The following is a 22,093-nucleotide window of genomic DNA, read 5'->3' on the forward strand; positions in this document are numbered from 1 at the left end:
CGACACACCTTTCTAGTTAAGCAATTCTTCAGCTGAAACACCACGAAGTGATGAAACGCCTGCGGCTGTTTTTAGACGACTTAAGCCATCAATTGTTGCACGGATAACATTAATTGGTGTATTACTACGCAACATTTGTCCTGTAATATCAGCGATACCAGCTAATTCAACAACTGAACGAACTGAACCACCAGCAGCAATACCTGAACCTTCAATAGCTGGTTTCAATAGAATTTCACCAGCACCGAATTTCCCAATAATTTCATGAGGAATGGTTGTACCAACCATTGGTACTTCAATTAAGTTCTTTTTAGCATCTTCAACTGCTTTACGAATAGCTTCTGGAACTTCTTGAGCTTTACCAGTACCAAAACCTACATGACCGTTCTTGTCACCAACAACGACAATAGCAGCAAAACGTAGACGACGTCCACCTTTAACAACTTTTGTAACTCTGTTAATAGCAACAACACGATCTTCTAATTCAAATTGATTTGGATCGATAAATGTCATACTTAGGTATCCTCCTTTTTAGAATTTTAGTCCGTTTTCACGGGCTGCTTCAGCCAATGCTTGTACACGACCATGATAGATGTAACCACCACGATCAAATACAACATCAACAATCTTTTTGTCTGCGGCACGTTTAGCAACTAATGCACCAACAGCTGCAGCTTTTTCAGATTTTGAACCATCTTTAATTTCATTATCTAAGCTTGAGGCACTAACTAGCGTTACACCCGCTACGTCATCAATCACTTGAGCGTAGATGTTTGTATTTGAACGAAATACATTTAAGCGTGGGCGCTGTGCAGTACCAGAGATTTTTCCACGGACACGTTTATGACGTCTTAGGCGTATCTTATTTTTATCTGGTTTAGAAATCATTTTTTCACCTCATATATTTTTAGTAAGACTACTTACCAGTCTTACCTTCTTTACGACGAACATGTTCATCAACGTAACGAATACCTTTACCTTTATATGGTTCTGGTGGTCTTACGTTTCTGATTACGGCAGCAAATTGACCAACAACTTGCTTGTCGATTCCTGAAATATTAATTTCAGTATTTGAAGGAACTTCAATCTTAATGCCTTCAGGCGCATCCATAAGTACAGGATGTGAATATCCAACATTAAGTTCTAGTTGACTACCTTTAAGTTGTGCACGGTAACCAACACCAATTAGTTGAAGTTTCTTTTCAAAACCTTCGGTAACTCCTTGAACCATGTTGTTCAAGTTAGCACGCATAGTTCCGTGTAATGCTTTATCATTTTCGCTTTCGCGTTCAAATCTAACAACATTACCTTCTTGAACAAATTTAATTTTTGGGCTGAACGTGTTTTTTAGTTCGCCCTTAGGACCCTTAACAGTGATTTCGTTGTCTTTTTTGTCAACAGTTACATCTGCAGGTACTTCAATTGTTTTTAATCCAATACGACTCAAGTTTGTGCACCTCCTTCTTTAAATCTTACTCTTACCAAACGTATGCAATTACTTCGCCACCAATTTTCTTAGCGCGAGCTTCTTTATCGGTGATAACACCTTCAGAAGTAGAAATAATAGCAATACCTAATCCGTTAAGAACCTTAGGAACTTCTTCAGAGTTTACGTAACTTCTAAGACCAGGTCTTGAGATACGTTTTAGTCCTGTTAATACGCGTTCGTTAGATTGACTGAACTTCAAAGTAAGATTGATCATACCTTGTTTGTCATCTTCTACGACTTCGTAATCTTTGATAAAACCTTCACGCTTAAGAATTTCAGAAATACTTTTCTTCATTTTTGAAGCGGGAACTGATACAGCTGTATGCTTAACCATATTCGCATTACGGATACGTGTTAAGTAATCTGCAATAGGATCTGTCATTACCATTCTATTTACCTCCTTGTAATATTTGTTTTTACCAACTAGCTTTCTTCATACCAGGAATTTGGCCCTTGTGGGCTAAATCGCGAAGGCAAACACGGCAAAGTTTAAACTTGCGATAAACAGAATGTGGACGTCCACAACGTTCACAGCGTGTGTATTCTTGAACTTTAAACTTAGCTGGACGATGATTCTTTGCAATTTGAGATTTCTTAGCCAATGAATTGACCTCCTTTTTTATTTTGCAAATGGCATACCGATTTGTGTAAGCAATTCTTTTGCTTCTTCATCAGTATTTGCTGTTGTAACAATAACAATATCTAATCCGCGAACACGATTAATTTTGTCATAATCGATTTCAGGGAAGATTAGTTGTTCTTTAACACCAAGTGTGTAGTTACCGCGACCATCAAATGATCTGTCATTTACACCACGGAAATCACGAACTCGTGGAAGTGAGACATTAATTAATTTGTACAAGAAGTCGTACATTTTTTCACCACGTAGAGTAACTTTAGCACCAATTGACATACCTTCACGTAAACGGAAGCCAGCGATTGATTTTTTAGCCTTTGTGATTAATGGTTTTTGACCAGCAATTAATGCTAATTCTTCAACAGCGTCATCTAAGTTTTTTGAGTTAGATACAGCGTCACCAACACCCATGTTCAAAACAATCTTTTCAACTTTAGGTGCTTGCATTACTGAACTGTAGTTAAATTTTTCCATCAATTGAGGAGTAATTTCTTCTGTGTATTTCTTTTTTAAGTTACTTACCATTTATTAGATCCTCCCTTCCACTATTTTTCTTCTTTTTTAGAAGTTGTTTTCTTTGTTGTAGTTTTTTTAGCTGCTGGTTTTGCAGCTGTTGTTTTAGTTGTAGTAGCTTTCTTAGCTGTAGTTGTCTTCTTTGCAGTTGACTTCTTAGCAGCTTTCTTAGCTAAGCTAACGTTTGAAACATTGATAGGCATTTCTGAATCAATAATTCCACCGTTAGGTTGTTCGTTAGTTGCTTTTTGATGTTTCTTAGCAACGTTGATACCTTCAACTATAACTTTGCCAGCTTTAGGAAAGACTTTAAGGACTTTACCTTCTTTGCCTTTGTCATTTCCTGCAATTACTGTGACATTATCTCCTGTTTTTACAAACATAAGTCGGCTCCTCCTTGTTTAATCTTTTTATCTGTAGTCATAAATTATTCTTATAGTACTTCTGGTGCCAATGAAACAATCTTCATGAAATCATTGTCACGTAATTCACGAGCTACCGGTCCAAAGATACGAGTGCCTCGAGGTGTCTTGTCAGCGTTAATAATAACAGCTGCATTTTCATCAAATCTGATGTATGAACCATCGGTACGATGTGCACCAGAAACAGTTCTTACGATAACGGCTTTGACTACGTCACCTTTTTTAACAACGCCACCTGGTGTTGCTTGTTTAACAGTTGCAACAATAATATCACCAATATTGGCTGTCTTACGGTTTGAACCACCAAGTACTTTGATAGTTAAGATTTCTCTAGCTCCTGAATTATCAGCAACTTTCAAACGACTTTCTTGTTGAATCACTGTGTTGGTCCTCCTCTTCTTTAAACTTGATAGAAGTTTTAAATAATAACCGCTTTTTCAACGATTTCTAATAAACGGAAGCGTTTTGTACGTGATAAAGGTCTTGTAGCCATAACACGAACAATATCGCCAACTTTTGCTTCATTATTATCATCTTGCGCATAGTACTTCTTTGAGTATTTAACACGTTTGCCATATACAGGGTGTGTCTTGTAAGTTTCAACAACTACAACGATAGTTTGATCCATCTTATCTGAGACAACACGACCTTGAAATACTTTACGATGATTTCTGTCTTTTAATTCGCTCAAGTGTAGTACTCCTTCCTATTTATTATTTACTTTTAGTTTCTGTTTGTTGAATCACTGTCTTAATGCGAGCAATATTTTTACGAACTTTTTTCAATCTTGCTGTGTTTTCTAATTGACCTGTAGCTTGTTGAAAACGAAGGTTGAATAGTTCTTCTTTATATTGTTTTTCTTTATCAAGCATTTGAGCAGTGGTTAGTTCTTTAATTTCATTAGTTTTCATCAGATTCGCCACCTACTTCCTCGCGTTTAACGAATTTGGTTCTAACTGGTAATTTGTGTGATGCCAATCTTAGAGCTTCACGAGCTACTTCTTCAGATACCCCGTCAATTTCGAACAAGATCTTTTCACGTTTAACTGGAGCAACCCATCCTGCTGGTGCACCTTTACCATTACCCATACGAACCCCTACACCTTTAGCAGTGTAAGATTTGTGAGGGAAAATTTTAATCCAAACTTTACCACCACGTTTCATGTAACGAGTCATCGCAACACGAGCGGCTTCAATTTGTCTATTTGAAATCCAGTGTGAATCTAGTGAACGTAGGCCATACTTACCAAAGGCTAATTCTTTACCACCTTTAGCGGCACCACGCATCTTACCACGGAACTCACGTCTATGTTTTACACGTTTAGGTACTAGCATTGGTTATTTCCCTCCTTTTTCAGCATCCTGATTATCAGTGTTTGCTTTAGTAGGAAGAACTTCTCCACGATAAATCCAAGTTTTAATACCTAGCTTACCGTAAGTAGTCATAGCTTCAACCCAAGCGTAATCAATATCAGCTCTTAGAGTGTGCAAAGGAACAGTTCCTTCTGTATGCCATTCACGACGAGACATGTCTGCACCGTTAAGACGTCCAGCAATTTGTGTTTTGATACCTTTTGCACCGGCACGACGAGCACGAGTAGTTGCTTGTCTTTGTGCGCGACGGAAAGCGATACGAGCTTCAAGTTGACGAGCTATACTTTCACCCACCAATTTAGCATCTAAATCAGGTTTTTTAATTTCAACGATATTAATATGTACGTTCTTACCAGTTAAGTTGTTAAGTTGCTTACGCAAGTTGTCAACTTCGGCTCCACCTTTACCAATAACCATTCCTGGTTTGGCAGTATGGATAGAAACATTAATACGTTTAGCAGCACGTTCGATTTCAATTCTTGAAACTGAAGCATCTGCAAGTTTGTCTTCAATATATTTACGTATACTTAGATCTTCGTGTAAGTAATTAGCAAAGTCTTTTTTGTCTGCATACCATTTAGCATCCCAGTCGCGAATGACTCCGACACGAAATCCAGTAGGATTTATTTTTTGACCCACAAGTTTCCCTCCTATACTATTCTTTTTCTGAGACAACCACTGTAATGTGAGATGTTCTCTTGTTAATTGGTGAAGCTGATCCCTTAGCACGAGGACGGAAACGTTTAAGTGTTGGTCCTTCGTCTACGAATGCTTCACTAATATATAAGTTCTGTGCATCTAAATCGAAATTATGTTCTGCGTTAGCAACTGCAGATTTGATAACTTTGGCAACAACTGGTGCGCCAGCGTTAGGTGTGAATTGTAAGAGTGCTAGTGCTTCTGCAGCGCTTTTACCGCGAACTACATCCACAACTAAGCGAAGCTTACGTGCAGCAATACGAACTGTTTTAGCTTTAGCGAATGCTGAAGTTACTTGTTCTGCCATAGGACGTTCTCCCTTCATTTTATAAAACTACTTTTATTACTTAGTTCTCTTATCGTCTGATCCATGACCATGGAATGTACGTGTAGGAACAAATTCTCCTAGTTTATGACCAACCATATCTTCTTGTACAAAAACGGGTACGTGTCTACGTCCATCATATACAGCGATTGTTGCGCCTACAAAGTTAGGGAAAATTGTTGAACGACGAGACCAAGTTTTAATTACTGATTTTTTATCTTGATCTTCTTGTTCTTGGACTTTTTTCATCAAATGATCATCGACGAAAGGTCCTTTTTTAAGACTACGAGTCATCTTGTTGCCTCCTTCTTTAAAATAAATTCAAATATCAGATTATTTACCTTTTCTGTGACGAATAATAAGTTTTTCTGATTTGGCATGAGATGATCGAGTTTTCTTACCAAGAGTTTTCTTACCCCATGGTGATAATGGTGATGGACGTCCGATAGGAGCTTTACCTTCACCACCACCGTGTGGGTGATCGTTAGGATTCATAACTGAACCACGAACTGTAGGGCGGATACCCATCCATCTCTTACGACCAGCTTTACCAATGTTAATCAATTCGTGTTGTTCATTACCAACTTCACCGATTGTTGCACGACAAGCTGAAAGAATTAATCTAACTTCACCTGATGACAATCTAACTTGTGTATATTTGCCATCACGTCCAAGTACTTGAGCTGATGTACCAGCTGAACGAGCAATTTGTCCACCTTTACCAGGTTTCATTTCGATGTTGTGAATAATAGAACCAACAGGAACGTTTTCAAGTGGTAATGCATTACCAGTCTTGATGTCAGCAGCTGGACCTGATTCGATCACTGTACCAACTTCCAAACCTTTAGGAGCTAAAATGTATGATTTAATACCATCTTCATAATGTAGAAGAGCAATATTAGCTGTTCTATTTGGATCGTATTCGATAGCTTTAACAACAGCTTTTGTATCGTCTTTGATACGTTTGAAATCGATAATACGATAATGTTGTTTATGACCACCACCACGGTGACGAACTGTTATATGACCGTAAGAATTACGACCAGCAGTGTGGCTTTGTGAGTCCAACAATGTCTTTTCTGGCTTAGTCTTTGTGATTTCCGCAAAGTCTGAAGCTGTCATATTACGACGACCGTTTGTAGTTGGTTTATATTTAATAATACCCATTACAATTTTCCTCCTTTATATATTAGTCTTCAAAAATTTTAATTTCTTTAGAATCTTCTGTAAGAGTAACGATAGCTTTACGACGTTTTTTAGTCATACCTTCGTAACGACCAACGCGTTTTTTATGACCTTTTACGTTCATAATGTTAACTGAGGCAACTTTTACATCAAAAATTTCTGTAATAGCTTGACGTACTTGAATCTTGTTAGCATCAACAGCAACGTCAAATGTGTACTTCTTGTCATCCATCATAGCCATTGATTGTTCTGTGACTACAGGACGTAAAACGATATCACGTGCGTTCATTATCCAAGCACCTCCTCAATATTTGAAAGTGCAGCTTTTGTAATTACCATTTTTTCGTTATTGATTATGTCAAGGACATTAATCTTACGTGAAGCAACTACAGTAACTTTGTCCATGTTTCTTGCTGAAAGAGCAACGTTTTCGTTTTCTTCTTCAACAACAACTAGAGTTTTACCTGTTGCTTTAACTTTATTAAGTAATGTAGCAAACACTTTTGTTTTTGGTTCTTTATAGTTAATTGAATCGATAACAATGATGTTACCTTCACTAGCGCGTTGAGAAAGAATTGACTTCAATGCCAAACGGCTAACTTTTCTAGGTAAGTGATAAGCATATGATCTTGGTGTAGGACCGAAGACCACTCCACCACCGACCCATTGAGGTGATCTGATTGAACCCTGACGAGCACGACCAGTACCTTTTTGACGCCAAGGTTTTCTACCACCACCACGAACAGCTGAACGGTTCTTAACGGCGTGAGTACCTTGTCTCATTGATGCACGTTGCATAACAACAGCGTCAAAAATTACATTTTCGTTAGGTTCGATGTTGAAAACTGAATCGTTTAATTCAACGTCTGTACCTTTTGTACCATTTTCTTTGAATGATGTAACTTTAGTCATTTAAAAGCTCCTCCCTTCTTATTTGTTTTCTTTAGCCAAAGCTTTAATACCTGATTGTACTCTTACAAGTGAGTTCTTAGCACCAGGAATGTTACCTTGAATCATGATTACGTTATTTTCTGCGTCAATCTTAGCAATTACCAAGTTTTGAGTTGTAACTGTCTTACCACCCATACGTCCAGGTAATTTCTTACCTTTGAATACACGGTTGATAACAGCACCCATTGAACCTGGAACTCTGTGATAACGAGAACCGTGAGTTTCTGGTCCACGTGATTGTCCGTCTTTCTTAATGTTACCTTGGAAACCGTGACCTTTTGTTGTTCCTGTTACGTCAACGATTTCGCCTTCAGCAAAAGTATCAACTTTTACTTCAGAACCTAATTCAAAACTTCCCATATCTACATCACGGAATTCGCGAATGAAGCGTTTAGGAGTTGATTTAGATTTTTCAGCATGACCCTTAGCTGGTTTGTTACTTAAAACTTCACGCATATCTTCGAAACCAAGTTGTACTGCTTCATAACCGTCATTTTCAACTGTTTTAAGTTGCATAACGACGTTTGGAGTAGCTTCAACAACTGTAACGGGAATTAATTCACCGTTGTCAGTGAAGATTTGAGTCATTCCAACTTTTCTACCGAGAATACCTTTTCTGGCCATGTCTACACCTCCGTTAATTTATTTTTATTATTAAAGTTTAATTTCAATATCAACACCACTTGGTAAATCTAGTTTCATCAAAGAATCAACTGTCTTTTCAGATGGATTTACAATGTCGATAAGTCTTTTATGCGTACGAATCTCAAATTGTTCACGAGAATCTTTATGCTTATGTGGTGAACGTAGCACCGTATATAATGAACGTTCTGTTGGCAATGGAATTGGACCTGAAATTTCAGCACCAGTTCTTTTTGCTGTTTCCACAATCTTGTCAGCTGACTGATCAAGAATGCGATGTTCATAAGCCTTTAAACGAATACGTATCTTTTGACTTGCCATGGGGTTACCTCCTTCTTGTCTATAAAATGACCGGTTCAGTAGAAACTACCGCCACACTTGCCGTGGCAAAGCGGCCGGGTGTGTCGCAACCTCCTACGTCAACACCGACGATACCTCTTCGGTACCTAATGGGCAGACTTGTCCCTGCGGACAATCAGCACGAGTTATATATTACTATGAAATATCGGCAATATCAAGGTTTTTTGGCTATTTTTTTCATCTTTTTGAAATAGCAAGATTGAGAAAAAATTCGCATACTTTTTTTGTTAAATAATACAAAAAATTATATAAAATTTATTATTTTACATATTTTTCGGTTATTTATAATTTTATTTATATTTTTGAGTTATTTTTTCCTGTTTTTTCAGTTTCTTCTATAGTAATGAATTTTAGTAGCGAAAATTTTGCTTTTTGATCATCTAAAATGCGCTCCAACTTACAAAAGTCTCTCTTAAACAAAAAAGCTATTAGGAATAATTTCCTAATAGCTTTTTTAATTTAATGCTCGACTTCTAAACGTAAGTTGTCGCGCTCTTTTTATTCGTCTTCAGGGTTAACGATCTTACCACCGTTTTCCTTAATAATATCAGCTTGGATACTCTTAGGAACTGGTTCGTAATGATCCATAACCATTGTAAATGTACCACGTCCTTGTGTTGCTGAACGTAGAGTTGTTGCATATCCAAACATTTCTGAAAGTGGAACATATGCATTAACTAATTGTGCATTACCACGAGCTTCCATTCCTTCAACGCGTCCACGTCTAGCTGTAACATGTCCCATAACATCACCTAAGTAATCTTCTGGAGCAACAATTTCAACTTTCATGATTGGTTCAAGAATTTCAGCACCGGCTGATTTTGCAGCATTTCTCAATGACATTGAAGCAGCGATCTTGAAGGCTGATTCAGATGAATCGACATCATGGTAGCTACCATCATAAAGCTTAGCTTTAACATCGATCAATGGGAATCCAGCAAGAACACCATTTTGCATTGCTTCTTTAAGTCCTTGTTCAACTGATGGAATGTATTCACGAGGAACAACACCACCGACGATAGCATCTTCGAATTCGAAGCCTGCACCCTCTTCATTAGGTGTAAATTCAACCCAAACATCACCATATTGACCTTTACCACCGGATTGACGAACGAATTTACCTTGTGCTTGAGTAGACTTAGTAAATGTTTCACGGTAAGCAACTTGAGGAGCACCGATTTGAGCGTCAACTTTAAATTCACGACGTAGACGGTCAACTTGGATATCCAAATGAAGTTCACCCATACCAGAGATAAGAGTTTCACCTGTTTCAGGGTTTGTTTCAGCTCTGAAAGTAGGATCTTCTTCAGCTAGTTTTTGTAAACCAACATCAAGTTTGTCTCTATCTTCTTTTGATTTAGGTTCAATTGAAACTTGGATAACTGGTTCTGGGATTTCTAGTGATTCCAGAATCAATGGGTGATCTGGATCAGTAAGTGAATCACCAGTTGTTGTATCTTTCAAACCAATAGCAGCAGCGATATCACCTGAATATACTTCAGGAATTTCGTTACGGTGATTTGAATGCATTTGTAGAAGACGACCAACACGTTCACGTTTGTCTTTTGTAGCATTCAATACGTATGAACCTGATTCAAGAACACCAGTATAAACACGGAAGAATGTTAGACGACCAACGAATGGGTCAGTAGCAATCTTAAATGCCAATCCAGCAAATGACTTGTTATCATCAGCAACAAGTTCAACTTCTGAATCATCTTTAGGATCAATAGCACTGTAAGGCTTAACATCAAGTGGTGATGGTAAGTAATCTACAGTAGCATCCATTAACATTTGAACACCTTTGTTCTTGAAGGCTGAACCAGCAAGTACAGGGAAGAATTTCAAGTCAATAGTAGCTTGACGAATAGCAGCTTTAAGTTCTTCTTTAGTAACTTCTTCACCTTCAAGATATTTAGCCATGACGTTGTCATCAACATCAGCAACAGCTTCGATCAAATCTTGACGGCGTTTTTCTGCTTCTTCTTTGTATTGGTCAGGGATTTCAACTGTATCCCATTTTGAACCTAATTCATCTTCGTCATAAATATCGGCAACCATTTCGATAAGGTCAATAACACCTTCGAATTGATCTTCAGCACCGATAGGCATTTGGATAGCATGAGCGTTAGCTTGTAATCTATCATGTAGAGTTTCTACAGAGTAGTCAAAGTCAGCACCGATTTTATCCATCTTGTTAACGAAAACAATTCTTGGAACTGAGTATGTTGTAGCTTGACGCCAAACATTTTCAGTTTGTGGTTCAACACCTGATTGTGCATCTAGTACGGCAATAGCACCGTCTAGAACACGAAGTGAACGTTCAACTTCGATTGTGAAGTCAACGTGACCTGGAGTATCAATGATATTGATACGGTGGTCTTTCCATGCAGCTGTTGTAGCAGCTGATGTAATTGTGATACCACGTTCTTGTTCTTGTTCCATCCAGTCCATTTGTGAAGCACCTTCATGTGTTTCACCAATTTTATGGATTTTACCAGTATAGTACAAAATACGTTCTGTAGTTGTAGTCTTACCAGCATCAATATGAGCCATGATACCAATGTTACGTGTGTCTTGTAATGGGAATTCACGTTTATTAGCCATTAGTTAAGTTATCCTTTCTAAATATTATTGATTACCAACGATAATGCGCAAAGGCACGGTTAGCATCAGCCATCTTATGAGTATCTTCACGTTTCTTAACAGCAGAACCTGTGTTGTTTGCTGCATCCATGATTTCATTAGCTAGTCTGTCAACCATTGTGTGTTCACCACGTGAGCGAGCATAGTTAGTTAACCAACGTAGTCCTAAAGTAGTACGACGATCTGGACGAACTTCGATAGGAATTTGGTAGTTAGATCCACCGATACGGCGAGCCTTAACTTCAAGAACCGGCATAATGTTATTCATTGCTTCTTCGAATACTTCTGTAGGTTCGTTTCCTGTAGTTTCTTTAATCTTATCAAATGCTGCATAGATAATTTTTGATGAAGTACCACGTTTACCATCAATCATCAAATGGTTGATCAAACGAGTTACTAGTTTTGAGTTATACATTGGGTCAGGCAAAACATCACGTTTTGCTACGCTACCTTTTCTAGGCATTTAGATTACCTCCGATTATTATATTAGTTTTTTTGAAATTATTTTTTAGGTCTCTTAGCACCGTATTTTGAACGACTTTGCATACGGCCATCAACACCGGCTGTATCTAAAGCACCACGGATAACGTGATAACGTACACCAGGTAAATCCTTAACACGACCACCACGGATAAGAACAACACTATGTTCTTGCAAGTTGTGACCTTCACCAGGAATGTAAGCTGTAACTTCAATCAAGTTTGATAGACGCACACGAGCATACTTACGCAAAGCAGAGTTAGGTTTCTTAGGTGTCATTGTACCAACACGAGTTGCAACACCACGTTTTTGTGGGGCTGGAGTGTCAGTCAATGTTTTCTTCATACTGTTGTAACCAAAGTTCAAAGCAGGTGAATCTGATTTTGATGACTTTGATTTACGACCTTTACGGACCAATTGATTAATTGTTGGCATTAAAGGTTCCTCCTATGTAATTTATTATTTTTAAATACACACATCCAGGCGTTTCATTTTTGATTAAAATAAAATACCACCGACGTGGTTGGTGGCTAATTAATGCAAGATATAATCTTGCTGCTACTAAAAAGCACATCTATTAATTTATCACCCATGGACATGCTTTGTCAACATGTTTTACGTAATATCTCTTGAGGTGATTAATATGAAAATTATATATATTACAATACTTTTTGTTCTTGGTAGTTGTTTCGGTTCTTTCATTAATTTATTAGGTATGAGAATCCCGATGAAACAAAGTATTATTTATCCACGTTCTCATTGTGACAGTTGTAAAAAAAATCTTACTTGGTATGAACTTCTACCTATCGTTGGTTATTTGATAAATCTAGGAAAATGCCGACACTGTAAAACTACTATCTCTAGATACCTCCCACTAAACGAATTAATACTCGGGGCTTCATTTACATTCATCTTCATTAATAAGATAGACGGATTATTTAGAATCGTACTATTAATGTTCTTGTTATTATTTGCGACTATGGATTATTTTTATGGAATAATTCTGCCAATCTTCCTTATTCCTAATTTTGTCATTTTATTTCTTCTACATCCCCAGATATCATTATTAAACTGCTTTATCTTTCTCATTTGTCTATCCTGCTTTAGTTATATTTCTAAAGGTTTCGGGTTTGGTGATGTTGAAATATTATCTTTTTTGGCGTTATTCCTTCCATTATACGATTGTTTATTGATTATACTTATATCCTGTTTGCTATGCTTATTAGTAGAATTAGTTAAACAAAATTTTGACTATGCCATTCACTTTATTCCTTATATCTATTTAGCAACAACTTTAATCTTAATATTCTGCAAATAAAAAAAGACATCTATAAGATGTCTTTTTTGTTAGTTGTTTTCTACAACTTCATTATAAGCACGTGTTCCTTTGTACACTTCATCATGTAAAACATTACGTTTGTACTTATTAGCACGATATATGTGAAGAATTAATACCGAAATATTAATAACTAATGCTAATAAACTAACAACAAATAATGATGTACTGTCATGTGAACTAGCTACTGCGAATTGGCTATCTGTAACAAAGGCTGGATAACTCATAGTGAACATCATCCAAAAAGCCAATGTTTGTGCGCGAGCTTGTAGCCATGTACCTTTTTTGATAAAGAATGCTGCTGTTGTTGGTGCAACTAACAATGCTAAACCAGCATAGAAAGAATGATCACCTACACAGTTATAAACATAAGCAAAGTTCCAAACATCATAAGCGATAATCCAAGGCCAAATTTGGTCTGGCCAGATCATATCTTTTTGTTTGTTTTTACTAATCTTGATTCCAAACCAACCGGTAATGGTAACAATATTAATAATACCAGCAATACCGTTCATGATATTCCATGAACCACCATTCATGAATACTCCATCAACCATGCCATGCATACCTGATACTTGGAAATCACGAATTACTGCTTCTAAAATATTAAAGGCTAAAATAAATGGTGGAAATGCTAATAACCATTTATTCTTCGCTAACTTAGGATAGTATCTCAAAGCCATAAATCCTAAACAACCAGCTAAGGCTGAATAAACTTTGACCCAGTGGAACCAGCTTCCAGTACTACTTCCCTCTCCAGCCGTTGTTGGCCAGACAAATATTGTTAAACAAATTGGCACAATAATGAATAATATAATTGAAGTGATTTTGCTAGCTCGTGCTAGTTCATTAAGTGCCATTAAAACAGCGACTACAACAAACCAAACAACGATGTGCATTGCTTGCAAATCTTGAAATAAGAACATAATAATACCTCCTAGATTTATCCATACCCTATTACCATAGATAAATCTAAAACGCATTCATATGGTCAAAACCCACTATTTGTACAAATTAGCATTACATTTCACTACATATTCTAAAGTGGTATGTAACATGGCATACATTCGATCTAATAAACTCGATTTAGATTCTTCTAAATTAGTTATTAGCCACTGTACAAGTTGTACTTCAATTGCCGACCCATAAAAGTTACCAATTTCATTGCGTACTTTTTGAGGACACTGATCATCAATCTCATCTACGACTCGAACTACCATTTTGTATAGATTTTTATATAAAAAACAATTCAACAAATCTCGGTCTAATGATCTAAAAGTATTCAAGCAGAATTTTTTATTCTGTTCTATGTATTCTAAAACTAACTTTAATCCATCAAGCCAATGATCTTGATTTTGATAATCATCAAGCTGAGCAATTACTTCATGGTTATATATCCAAGCCAACAAATCATGAATATCTAAAAAATGATAATAAAATGTATTTCGTGACACATGTGCAAACTTTGCTAATTCATTAACTGTAATCTTGTCTATAGCTTCTGTTTGCATTAATGTTTTCAATGCATTAGCTAATTTGGTTTTTGTATCCGTCATCAAGTATCCTCCTATTCATAATATTTAAAAAAGGCATCCTAATGGATGCCTTTTTTATTATTCTTGTGTTGTTTCTTCTTCGGCTTTCATTTGAGCTTCAATGTCAGAAATAGTATAAGCACCATTTACTGCATTAGCTGCAACTGGACCATTCTTTTTAGGTTCCATATGACGATACTTAGCCATACCTGTACCTGCAGGAATAATCTTACCGATAATAACATTCTCTTTAAGTCCAAGAAGTGGATCGTGCTTACCACGAATTGATGCATCTGTAAGCACACGTGTTGTTTCTTGGAATGAAGCAGCAGACAAGAAACTGTTTGTTTCAAGACTAGCTTTAGTAATACCAAGAAGCACTGGACGACCAGTAGCTGGTAATCCACCTTTTAGAATTGATTTACGGTTATTTTCTGTGAAGTCAGCAATATCAAGAAGTGCACCTGGCAATACATCTGTATCTCCTGGATCAAGCACACGCATCTTACGAATCATTTGTCTGATCATAACTTCGAAATGCTTATCTGAGATATCGATACCTTGCATACGGTAAACTTTTTGAACTTCTGAAAGCATGTAAGTTTCAGTAGATAATACATCAGTGATTTGAATAAGTTGTTTTGGATCAATTGATCCTCCAGTTAACTTACCACCACGTGTAACGTGATCACCTTCTGCAACTTCAACGCTTGAAGCATAAGGAACGCTATAAGTACGTGTATCTGTTGCACCTTCAACTGTAATTTCACGAGTGTGTTCAGCTGAATTTTCATCAATTGCAGTAATAATACCATCAACTTCTGAAATGATAGCTTGTCCCTTAGGATTTCTAGCTTCCACAATTTCTTGAATACGAGGAAGACCTTGAGTAATATCGTTTCCACCAGCAACACCACCAGTATGGAAGTTACGCATAGTAAGTTGAGTACCTGGTTCACCGATTGATTGAGCAGCAACAGTTCCGACTGCTTCACCAATTTCAACTTCTTCACCAGTAGCCAAGTTACGACCGTAACATTTCTTACATACACCGTGTTTTGTATCACAGATGAATGCTGAACGAATAGTTACTTCTTCAACGCCGGCATCAACAATTTCTTGTGCCATTTCTTCGTCCATCAATGTTCCCTTAGGAACAATTACATCATGAGATTCAGGATCGAAGACAGTTTTTTGTGTGTAACGTCCGACAATTCTATCAAACAATGGTTCAATAATTTCATTTCCTTCACGGAAAGTTGAAACTATAAGACCACGATCAGTGTGACAGTCTTCTTCACGAACGATAACATCTTGAGCAACGTCAACCAAACGACGAGTTAAGTAACCTGAGTTAGCAGTCTTCAAGGCTGTATCAGTCATACCTTTACGGGCACCATGGGTAGAAATAAACATTTCTAGGACTGACAATCCTTCACGGAAGTTAGATGTAACAGGAAGTTCCATCATACCACCATTAGGGGCAGCCATTAATCCACGCATACCAGCTAGTTGAGTAAAGTTAGAGATATTACCACGAGCTCCTGAATCACTCATCATTGAGATTGGGTTATTGTGATCAAATGAATCGATAAGTTTTTGTTGAATACTATCTTTAGCTTCATTCCAGATTGTAATAACACGATCATGACGTTCTTCATCAGTAATCAAACCACGACGGAATTGTTTAGAAACTGTAGCAACTGAGGCATGAGCTTCTCCAACAATTTCTGATTTTTCAGCTAGTTGAGGAACATCTTTAACCCCAACAGTTAGACCAGAAACAGTACATACTGTATATCCAAGTTCTTTCATATCATCAAGTAATTCAGAAGTTCTTTGAACTCTGTATACTTTGAAGATTTGAGCAATGATATCACTTAAGAATCCACCATTAAATGGTTGAATAAGTGGTTCATCAGCTAAGTATTCATTAATATCTTGTCCTTTTTCAAGGAAATATTTATTAGGAACACCATTTTCAATATTATCTTGAGTTGGTTCGTTCAAGAAATTGAAGTCTTCTGGTAGTACTTCATTAAAGACTACTTTACCAACACTAGTTACCATAACTTTGTCTCTTTGAGCATCTGTAAATGGTTTGTCTGGCATTGAATCAACTGCCAAACCAATACGTGTATGGTAGTGAACACGTCCTGTAGCATAAGCCATTAAGACTTCTTTTGTATCTTTAAAAATAGTTCCTTCACCAGTACGACCTTTTTCTTCAATTGTTAGGAAGTAATGTCCTAAAACAACGTCTTGAGAAGGTGCAACAACTGGTTTTCCATCTTTAGGTGCCAAAATATGGTGAGCAGCAAGCATTAACATACGAGCTTCAGCTTGAGCTTCGTCAGATAATGGAACGTGAACAGCCATTTGATCTCCATCAAAATCGGCATTGTAAGCTTCACAAGCTAATGGGTGAAGACGCATAGCCTTACCGTCAACAAGAACTGGTTCAAATGCTTGAATACCAAGTCTATGCAATGTAGGTGCTCGGTTCAATAGAACTGGGCGTTCTTTAATTACATCTTCAAGAACATCCCATACTTCATCATCTTGTCGTTCAATCTTACGTTTAGCATTTTTAATGTTAGAAGCAATTTCTCTTTTAACAAGTTCATGCATAACAAATGGTTTGAACAATTCAAGAGCCATTTCACGTGGAAGTCCACATTGATAGAACTTAAGTGTAGGACCAACATCAATAACTGAACGTCCTGAGTAGTCTACACGTTTACCAAGTAAGTTTTGACGGAAACGTCCTTGTTTACCTTTAAGCATGTGTGACAATGATTTCAATGGACGGTTACCAGGTCCTGTAACAGGACGGCCACGACGACCATTATCAATCAATGCATCAACAGCTTCTTGTAACATACGTTTTTCATTTTGCACGATAATACTTGGAGCATTTAAATCAAGCAATCTCTTCAAACGGTTATTACGGTTAATAACACGACGGTACAAGTCATTTAAATCTGAAGTGGCAAAACGTCCACCTTCAAGTTGTACCATCGGACGTAAATCTGGAGGAATGACAGGAATTGCTTCCATAATCATCCATTCAGGTTTGTTGCCTGATTTTTTAAATGCATCAAGAATATCTAAACGACGAATTGCACGTGTTCTCTTTTGTCCTTGAGCTGAATGTAGAACATCACGAAGTTCTTTGATCTCAGCTTCAAGTTCAACTTTACTAAGCAATTCACGAATAGCTTCTGCACCCATTTTTGCTGTGAATTTGTTACCAAATTCTTCGTATTTTTCACGATATTCAGCTTCAGTAATAAGTTGCTTGTATTCAAGGTCTGATTGACCCGGATCAATAACAACATAGGCTGCAAAATAAATAATTTCTTCAAGTGAACGAGGACTCATGTCTAAAACAAGTCCCATACGACTTGGAATACCTTTAAAGTACCAGATATGAGTTACAGGTGCTGCAAGTTCAATGTGAGCCATACGTTCACGACGAACTTTAGATCTAGTAACTTCAACACCACAACGATCACAAACAATACCCTTGTAACGAATACGCTTGTACTTACCACAAGCACATTCCCAGTCTTTTTGAGGTCCAAAAATTCTTTCATCAAAAAGTCCGTCACGTTCTGGTTTTAAAGTACGGTAGTTAATTGTTTCTGGTTTTTTAACTTCACCATAAGACCAACTACGGATCTTATCTGAAGATGCCAAACCAATTTGCATACTTTCAAATTTATTAACGTCTATCACGCGGCAGCCTCCTATTCTTCACTATTATCAGAATCTTGTACTACAGGTTCTGTTACTTCAATATTTTGTTTTTCTTCATCAGTTGCATCTTGTAATGCATCTTCTTCAGCACGTTTTTGTTCTTGTTCTTGAGCAAACTTAGATAATGCATCAACGTTTACAACATCTTCATCATCGTCCATATCGCGAAGTTCAATTTCAGTCTTATCAACATTAAGAACTTTCATATCAAGACCAAGTGCTTGTAATTCTTTTACAAGAACACGGAATGATTCAGGAACACCTGGTTTTGGAATTGGTTCACCTTTAACAATTGCTTCATAAGTCTTAACACGTCCGACAATATCATCAGACTTGTATGTCAAGATTTCTTGCAATGTATAAGCAGCACCATAGGCTTCAAGAGCCCAAACTTCCATCTCACCAAATCTTTGTCCACCAAATTGTGCTTTACCACCAAGTGGTTGTTGTGTAACAAGTGAGTAAGGTCCGATTGATCTAGCATGTAGCTTATCATCAACCATGTGGGCCAATTTCATGTAGTACATAACTCCTACAGCAACACGGTTGTGGAATGGTTCACCTGTACGTCCATCATAAAGAATTGATTTAGCATCTGAGGCCATACCAGCTTCTTTAACAATGTCCCAAAGGTCAGCATCGTTTACACCATCAAAAACAGGTGATGCAACTTTGATTCCAAGGTTCTTAGCAGCCATACCTAAATGAAGTTCAAGCACTTGCCCGATATTCATACGAGATGGCACACCCATTGGGTTCAATAGGATATCAACTGGAGTTCCGTCTGGTAAGAATGGCATATCTTCTTCAGGTACCACGATTGAAACAGTACCCTTGTTACCATGACGTCCAGCCATCTTGTCACCAACTTGGATTTTACGTTTTTGAGCGATGTATACACGAACCATCATGTTAACACCTGGGCTCAATTCGTCGCCGGCTTCTCTAGTAAAGATCTTAACTTCTTGAACGATACCGCCACCACCGTGAGGAACACGAAGTGATGTATCACGAACTTCACGAGCTTTTTCACCAAAGATAGCATGTAACAAACGTTCTTCAGCTGACAATTCAGTAACACCCTTAGGTGTAACTTTACCAACTAAAATGTCACCATCATTTACTTCGGCACCAATACGGATAATTCCGTCTTCATCAAGATCTTTAAGAGCTTCTTCACCGACGTTTGGAATTTCACGAGTTATTTCTTCAGGTCCAAGTTTTGTATCACGAGCTTCTGATTCATATTCTTCAATATGAATTGAAGTATATTTATCATCGCGTACCATTTTTTCTGAAAGAACAATGGCATCTTCGTAGTTATACATATTCCATGTCATGAAGGCGATAACTGGGTTTTGACCTAGTGCTAATTCACCATTTTCCATTGCTGGTCCATCGGCAATGATATCTCCAGCGTCAACTTTGTCACCTTTAGCAACAATAGGACGTTGGTTATAACTCTTACCTGAGTTAGAACGACGGAATTTAGTGATTTTGTATGTTCTTGTTTCTGATTTTTCTTTGATTCTGATTTCTTTAGCATCAACATATTCAACGACACCAGCGTCTTCAGCAAGAAGAGCTGAACCTGAGTCATGAGCAGCTATGTATTCCATACCAGTACCAACAATAGGAGCTTCTGGTTTGATCAAAGGAACAGCTTGACGTTGCATGTTAGCACCCATCAAGGCACGGTTTGAGTCATCGTTTTCCAAGAAAGGAATACATGCAGTTGCAACAGAAACAACTTGCTTAGGAGAAACGTCCATGTAATCAAGTTTTTCAATTGTTGTTTCGATATTTTCATCTTTGTAACGAGCAAGAACTGTATTGTCAACAAATGATCCATCATCGTTAAGCAATGAGTTAGCTTGCGCTACGATGTAGTTATCTTCTTCATCGGCTGTAAGGTAATCGATTTTGTCAGTAACCTTGTGAGTCTTCCATGAAACACGACGATATGGAGTTTCAATGAAACCATATTTATTAACAACGGCATAAGTAGCCAAGTTATTAATAAGTCCGATGTTAGGACCTTCGGGTGTTTCGATAGGACACATACGACCATAGTGAGTATAGTGAACGTCTCGAACTTCATATCCGGCACGATCACGAGTCAAACCACCAGGTCCAAGAGCTGATAGACGACGTTTGTGGTTAACTTCACCCAGTGGGTTTGTTTGGTCCATGAATTGTGATAGTTGAGCTGAACCAAAGAATTCTTTGATAGAAGCTACAACTGGTCTGATGTTAATTAATTGTTGAGGTGTAATTGTTTCAACATCTTGAATTGACATTCTTTCACGAACAACACGTTCCATACGTGAAAGACCAATTCTAAATTGGTTTTGTAATAATTCACCAACTGAACGAATACGACGATTACCCAAATGGTCAATATCATCGGTATTTCCAAGTCCTTCTTGTAAGTTAAAGAAGTAGTTAACTGATGAAAGAATATCTGCAGGAAGTACAGTTCTAACGTTTTCTGGGATATGACCGTTACCCATAACTTTAACAACTTTTTCAGGGTCATTTTTTGAGTAAACTTCAATAGTTTGCATAGTGATAGGATCACTTAATACACCATCTTCTGATGGTTGGTATGTAGTAGCTTTGAAGTCTTCTTTTTCAAGGTATGGAGTCAATGTATCCATAGCTTCACGGTCAAGAACAGTATCTTTAGCCAAAATAACTTCACCTGTATCTGGATCTGCAAGTGTTTCAGCCAATGTTTGTCCCATCAAACGTGTACGTAAGTTAAGCTTCTTGTTGATCTTGTAACGACCAACTTCAGCCAAATCATAACGTTTTGGATCAAAGAAACGAGCATAGAATAATGATCTTGAACTGTCCGCAGTCTTTGGTTCACCTGGACGTAGACGTTCATAGATATCTTTCAAGGCTTCATCTGTACGTGAATCAGATGTATCTGTATGAACATCTTTTTCAAGTGTTAAGTTAAGTGAATCATTTTCACCAAACATATCTAAGATATCTGAGTCAGAACCAAATCCTAAAGCACGAACAAGTTCTGAGATAGGAAGTTTTCTTGTACGATCAATACGTACATAAGAAATATTTTTGGCATCTGTTTCAAATTCTAACCATGCACCACGGTTAGGAATAACAGTTGTTCCAAATGTGACACGGCTATTCTTATCTGTATCTGAATTGAAGTAAACACCAGGTGATCTAACAAGTTGAGAAACAATAACTCGTTCAGCACCATTAATAATGAATGTTCCTTCTTCAGTCATAAGTGGGAAATCACCAAAGAACACGTCTTGAGACTTGATTTCACCAGTTTCGTGGTTAGTCAATTTCAAAGTAACGTGTAAAGGAGCTGAATAGTTAGCATCGTGATCACGAGCTTCACCAACAGTATATTTTGGTGTTAACAATTTATAATCGACATATTCTAATGAAAGATTTCCTGCAAAATCTTGGATAGGCATAATGTCTTCAAACATAGAGCGTAGTCCTTCATCCAAGAACCATTGATAAGAATTCGTTTGAATTTCAATCAAATTAGGAAGTTTAAGAACTTCTTTGATTCTTGCATAACTACGTCTAGTTGAACGTTTTCCGTATTGGACGTCTTGTGCCAAATTTTTCCACCTCTTCTTTAAATTGACGAAATATTACAATTTGATTACAAATTCACTTTTTTATGAATTTGGGCAAGAAAAAAACAAAAGTAGCCATGCTACTTTTGTTTTTTATTACCGCCC

Annotated in this window: 27 protein-coding genes; 1 reads left to right on the top strand and 26 read right to left on the bottom strand. The window is 37.3% G+C overall.

Annotation, left to right across the window (positions count from 1 at the left end; genetic code table 11):
- Window positions 1–12: 12 nt before the first annotated feature.
- From rpsE to rpsL, 22 genes are all read right to left on the bottom strand, one after another.
- Window positions 13–513 carry a 30S ribosomal protein S5 gene (gene rpsE / locus RD055328_RS00855; protein ID WP_244086943.1) on the bottom strand — a complete coding sequence of 167 codons (501 nt, stop codon included), beginning with the start codon at window positions 511–513 and terminating at the stop codon, window positions 13–15.
- Between the two features lie 18 nt (window positions 514–531).
- On the bottom strand, window positions 532–888 hold the full coding sequence (gene rplR / locus RD055328_RS00860) for a 50S ribosomal protein L18 (RefSeq protein WP_244086944.1): 357 nt from the start codon (window positions 886–888) through the stop codon (window positions 532–534).
- 28 nt (window positions 889–916) lie between these two features.
- Window positions 917–1,447 (bottom strand): 50S ribosomal protein L6, encoded by a 531-nt coding sequence (gene rplF, locus RD055328_RS00865; RefSeq protein ID WP_244086945.1) that lies wholly within the window; start codon window positions 1,445–1,447, stop codon window positions 917–919.
- Window positions 1,448–1,478: 31 nt separating this feature from the next.
- Complete coding sequence (gene rpsH / locus RD055328_RS00870; protein ID WP_244086946.1) at window positions 1,479–1,877, bottom strand: 30S ribosomal protein S8; 399 nt, start codon at window positions 1,875–1,877, stop codon at window positions 1,479–1,481.
- 28 nt (window positions 1,878–1,905) lie between these two features.
- Window positions 1,906–2,091: a type Z 30S ribosomal protein S14 gene (locus RD055328_RS00875; RefSeq protein WP_244086947.1), complete on the bottom strand. Its 186-nt coding sequence runs from the start codon at window positions 2,089–2,091 to the stop codon at window positions 1,906–1,908.
- Between the two features lie 17 nt (window positions 2,092–2,108).
- Window positions 2,109–2,651: a 50S ribosomal protein L5 gene (gene rplE, locus RD055328_RS00880; protein WP_244086948.1), complete on the bottom strand. Its 543-nt coding sequence runs from the start codon at window positions 2,649–2,651 to the stop codon at window positions 2,109–2,111.
- 20 nt (window positions 2,652–2,671) lie between these two features.
- Entirely contained in the window at window positions 2,672–3,022 is a 351-nt protein-coding gene (gene rplX / locus RD055328_RS07270) for a 50S ribosomal protein L24 (protein ID WP_279593865.1), read from the bottom strand.
- Between the two features lie 50 nt (window positions 3,023–3,072).
- Window positions 3,073–3,441, bottom strand: a complete 369-nt coding sequence (rplN, locus tag RD055328_RS00890) for a 50S ribosomal protein L14 (RefSeq protein WP_025084417.1) — start codon at window positions 3,439–3,441, stop codon at window positions 3,073–3,075.
- Between the two features lie 38 nt (window positions 3,442–3,479).
- Window positions 3,480–3,752 carry a 30S ribosomal protein S17 gene (gene rpsQ / locus RD055328_RS00895; protein WP_244086949.1) on the bottom strand — a complete coding sequence of 91 codons (273 nt, stop codon included), beginning with the start codon at window positions 3,750–3,752 and terminating at the stop codon, window positions 3,480–3,482.
- Window positions 3,753–3,774: 22 nt separating this feature from the next.
- Complete coding sequence (rpmC, locus tag RD055328_RS00900; protein ID WP_244086950.1) at window positions 3,775–3,972, bottom strand: 50S ribosomal protein L29; 198 nt, start codon at window positions 3,970–3,972, stop codon at window positions 3,775–3,777.
- Window positions 3,962–4,396, bottom strand: a complete 435-nt coding sequence (gene rplP, locus RD055328_RS00905) for a 50S ribosomal protein L16 (RefSeq protein ID WP_244086951.1) — start codon at window positions 4,394–4,396, stop codon at window positions 3,962–3,964. Before rplP ends, rpmC begins: the two co-directional genes overlap by 11 nt.
- Before the next feature lie 3 nt (window positions 4,397–4,399).
- Window positions 4,400–5,074, bottom strand: a complete 675-nt coding sequence (gene rpsC, locus RD055328_RS00910) for a 30S ribosomal protein S3 (protein ID WP_244086952.1) — start codon at window positions 5,072–5,074, stop codon at window positions 4,400–4,402.
- A 16-nt stretch (window positions 5,075–5,090) separates the two neighbouring features.
- On the bottom strand, window positions 5,091–5,441 hold the full coding sequence (gene rplV / locus RD055328_RS00915) for a 50S ribosomal protein L22 (protein WP_244086953.1): 351 nt from the start codon (window positions 5,439–5,441) through the stop codon (window positions 5,091–5,093).
- Window positions 5,442–5,477: 36 nt separating this feature from the next.
- Complete coding sequence (gene rpsS, locus RD055328_RS00920; RefSeq protein ID WP_244086954.1) at window positions 5,478–5,753, bottom strand: 30S ribosomal protein S19; 276 nt, start codon at window positions 5,751–5,753, stop codon at window positions 5,478–5,480.
- Between the two features lie 39 nt (window positions 5,754–5,792).
- Entirely contained in the window at window positions 5,793–6,626 is an 834-nt protein-coding gene (gene rplB / locus RD055328_RS00925; protein WP_244086955.1) for a 50S ribosomal protein L2, read from the bottom strand.
- A 22-nt stretch (window positions 6,627–6,648) separates the two neighbouring features.
- On the bottom strand, window positions 6,649–6,933 hold the full coding sequence (rplW, locus tag RD055328_RS00930; protein WP_244086956.1) for a 50S ribosomal protein L23: 285 nt from the start codon (window positions 6,931–6,933) through the stop codon (window positions 6,649–6,651).
- Complete coding sequence (gene rplD / locus RD055328_RS00935) at window positions 6,933–7,556, bottom strand: 50S ribosomal protein L4 (RefSeq protein WP_244086957.1); 624 nt, start codon at window positions 7,554–7,556, stop codon at window positions 6,933–6,935. The genes rplW and rplD overlap by 1 nt, the downstream gene beginning before the upstream one ends.
- An 18-nt stretch (window positions 7,557–7,574) precedes the next feature.
- On the bottom strand, window positions 7,575–8,219 hold the full coding sequence (rplC, locus tag RD055328_RS00940) for a 50S ribosomal protein L3 (RefSeq protein ID WP_244086958.1): 645 nt from the start codon (window positions 8,217–8,219) through the stop codon (window positions 7,575–7,577).
- Between the two features lie 30 nt (window positions 8,220–8,249).
- Window positions 8,250–8,558, bottom strand: coding sequence for a 30S ribosomal protein S10 (rpsJ, locus tag RD055328_RS00945; RefSeq protein WP_244086959.1), 309 nt, complete (start codon window positions 8,556–8,558; stop codon window positions 8,250–8,252).
- Between the two features lie 537 nt (window positions 8,559–9,095).
- Complete coding sequence (gene fusA / locus RD055328_RS00950) at window positions 9,096–11,204, bottom strand: elongation factor G (RefSeq protein WP_244086960.1); 2,109 nt, start codon at window positions 11,202–11,204, stop codon at window positions 9,096–9,098.
- A 31-nt stretch (window positions 11,205–11,235) separates the two neighbouring features.
- Window positions 11,236–11,706, bottom strand: a complete 471-nt coding sequence (gene rpsG, locus RD055328_RS00955) for a 30S ribosomal protein S7 (RefSeq protein ID WP_244086961.1) — start codon at window positions 11,704–11,706, stop codon at window positions 11,236–11,238.
- A 38-nt stretch (window positions 11,707–11,744) separates the two neighbouring features.
- Window positions 11,745–12,158: a 30S ribosomal protein S12 gene (rpsL, locus tag RD055328_RS00960; RefSeq protein WP_244086962.1), complete on the bottom strand. Its 414-nt coding sequence runs from the start codon at window positions 12,156–12,158 to the stop codon at window positions 11,745–11,747.
- Between the two features lie 208 nt (window positions 12,159–12,366).
- On the opposite strand from rpsL, the gene RD055328_RS07295 reads away from it, so the two are divergent.
- The gene (locus RD055328_RS07295; RefSeq protein WP_375708054.1) at window positions 12,367–13,041 is read left to right on the top strand and encodes a prepilin peptidase; all 675 of its coding nucleotides are present in this window, start codon (window positions 12,367–12,369) and stop codon (window positions 13,039–13,041) included.
- 29 nt (window positions 13,042–13,070) lie between these two features.
- Here RD055328_RS07295 and RD055328_RS00965 read toward each other — a convergent pair whose 3' ends face one another.
- The 4 genes from RD055328_RS00965 to RD055328_RS00980 form a co-directional block, all read right to left on the bottom strand.
- Complete coding sequence (locus RD055328_RS00965; RefSeq protein ID WP_244086963.1) at window positions 13,071–13,985, bottom strand: DUF5692 family protein; 915 nt, start codon at window positions 13,983–13,985, stop codon at window positions 13,071–13,073.
- Window positions 13,986–14,060: 75 nt separating this feature from the next.
- Window positions 14,061–14,615 (bottom strand): TetR/AcrR family transcriptional regulator C-terminal domain-containing protein, encoded by a 555-nt coding sequence (locus RD055328_RS00970; RefSeq protein ID WP_244086964.1) that lies wholly within the window; start codon window positions 14,613–14,615, stop codon window positions 14,061–14,063.
- A 57-nt stretch (window positions 14,616–14,672) separates the two neighbouring features.
- Complete coding sequence (rpoC, locus tag RD055328_RS00975) at window positions 14,673–18,335, bottom strand: DNA-directed RNA polymerase subunit beta' (RefSeq protein WP_244086965.1); 3,663 nt, start codon at window positions 18,333–18,335, stop codon at window positions 14,673–14,675.
- An 11-nt stretch (window positions 18,336–18,346) separates the two neighbouring features.
- Window positions 18,347–21,970: a DNA-directed RNA polymerase subunit beta gene (locus tag RD055328_RS00980; protein WP_244086966.1), complete on the bottom strand. Its 3,624-nt coding sequence runs from the start codon at window positions 21,968–21,970 to the stop codon at window positions 18,347–18,349.
- Window positions 21,971–22,093 lie beyond the last annotated feature (123 nt).

The organism is Companilactobacillus sp. RD055328 (genome assembly GCF_022835675.1).
Lineage (GTDB): Bacteria > Bacillota > Bacilli > Lactobacillales > Lactobacillaceae > BQUT01.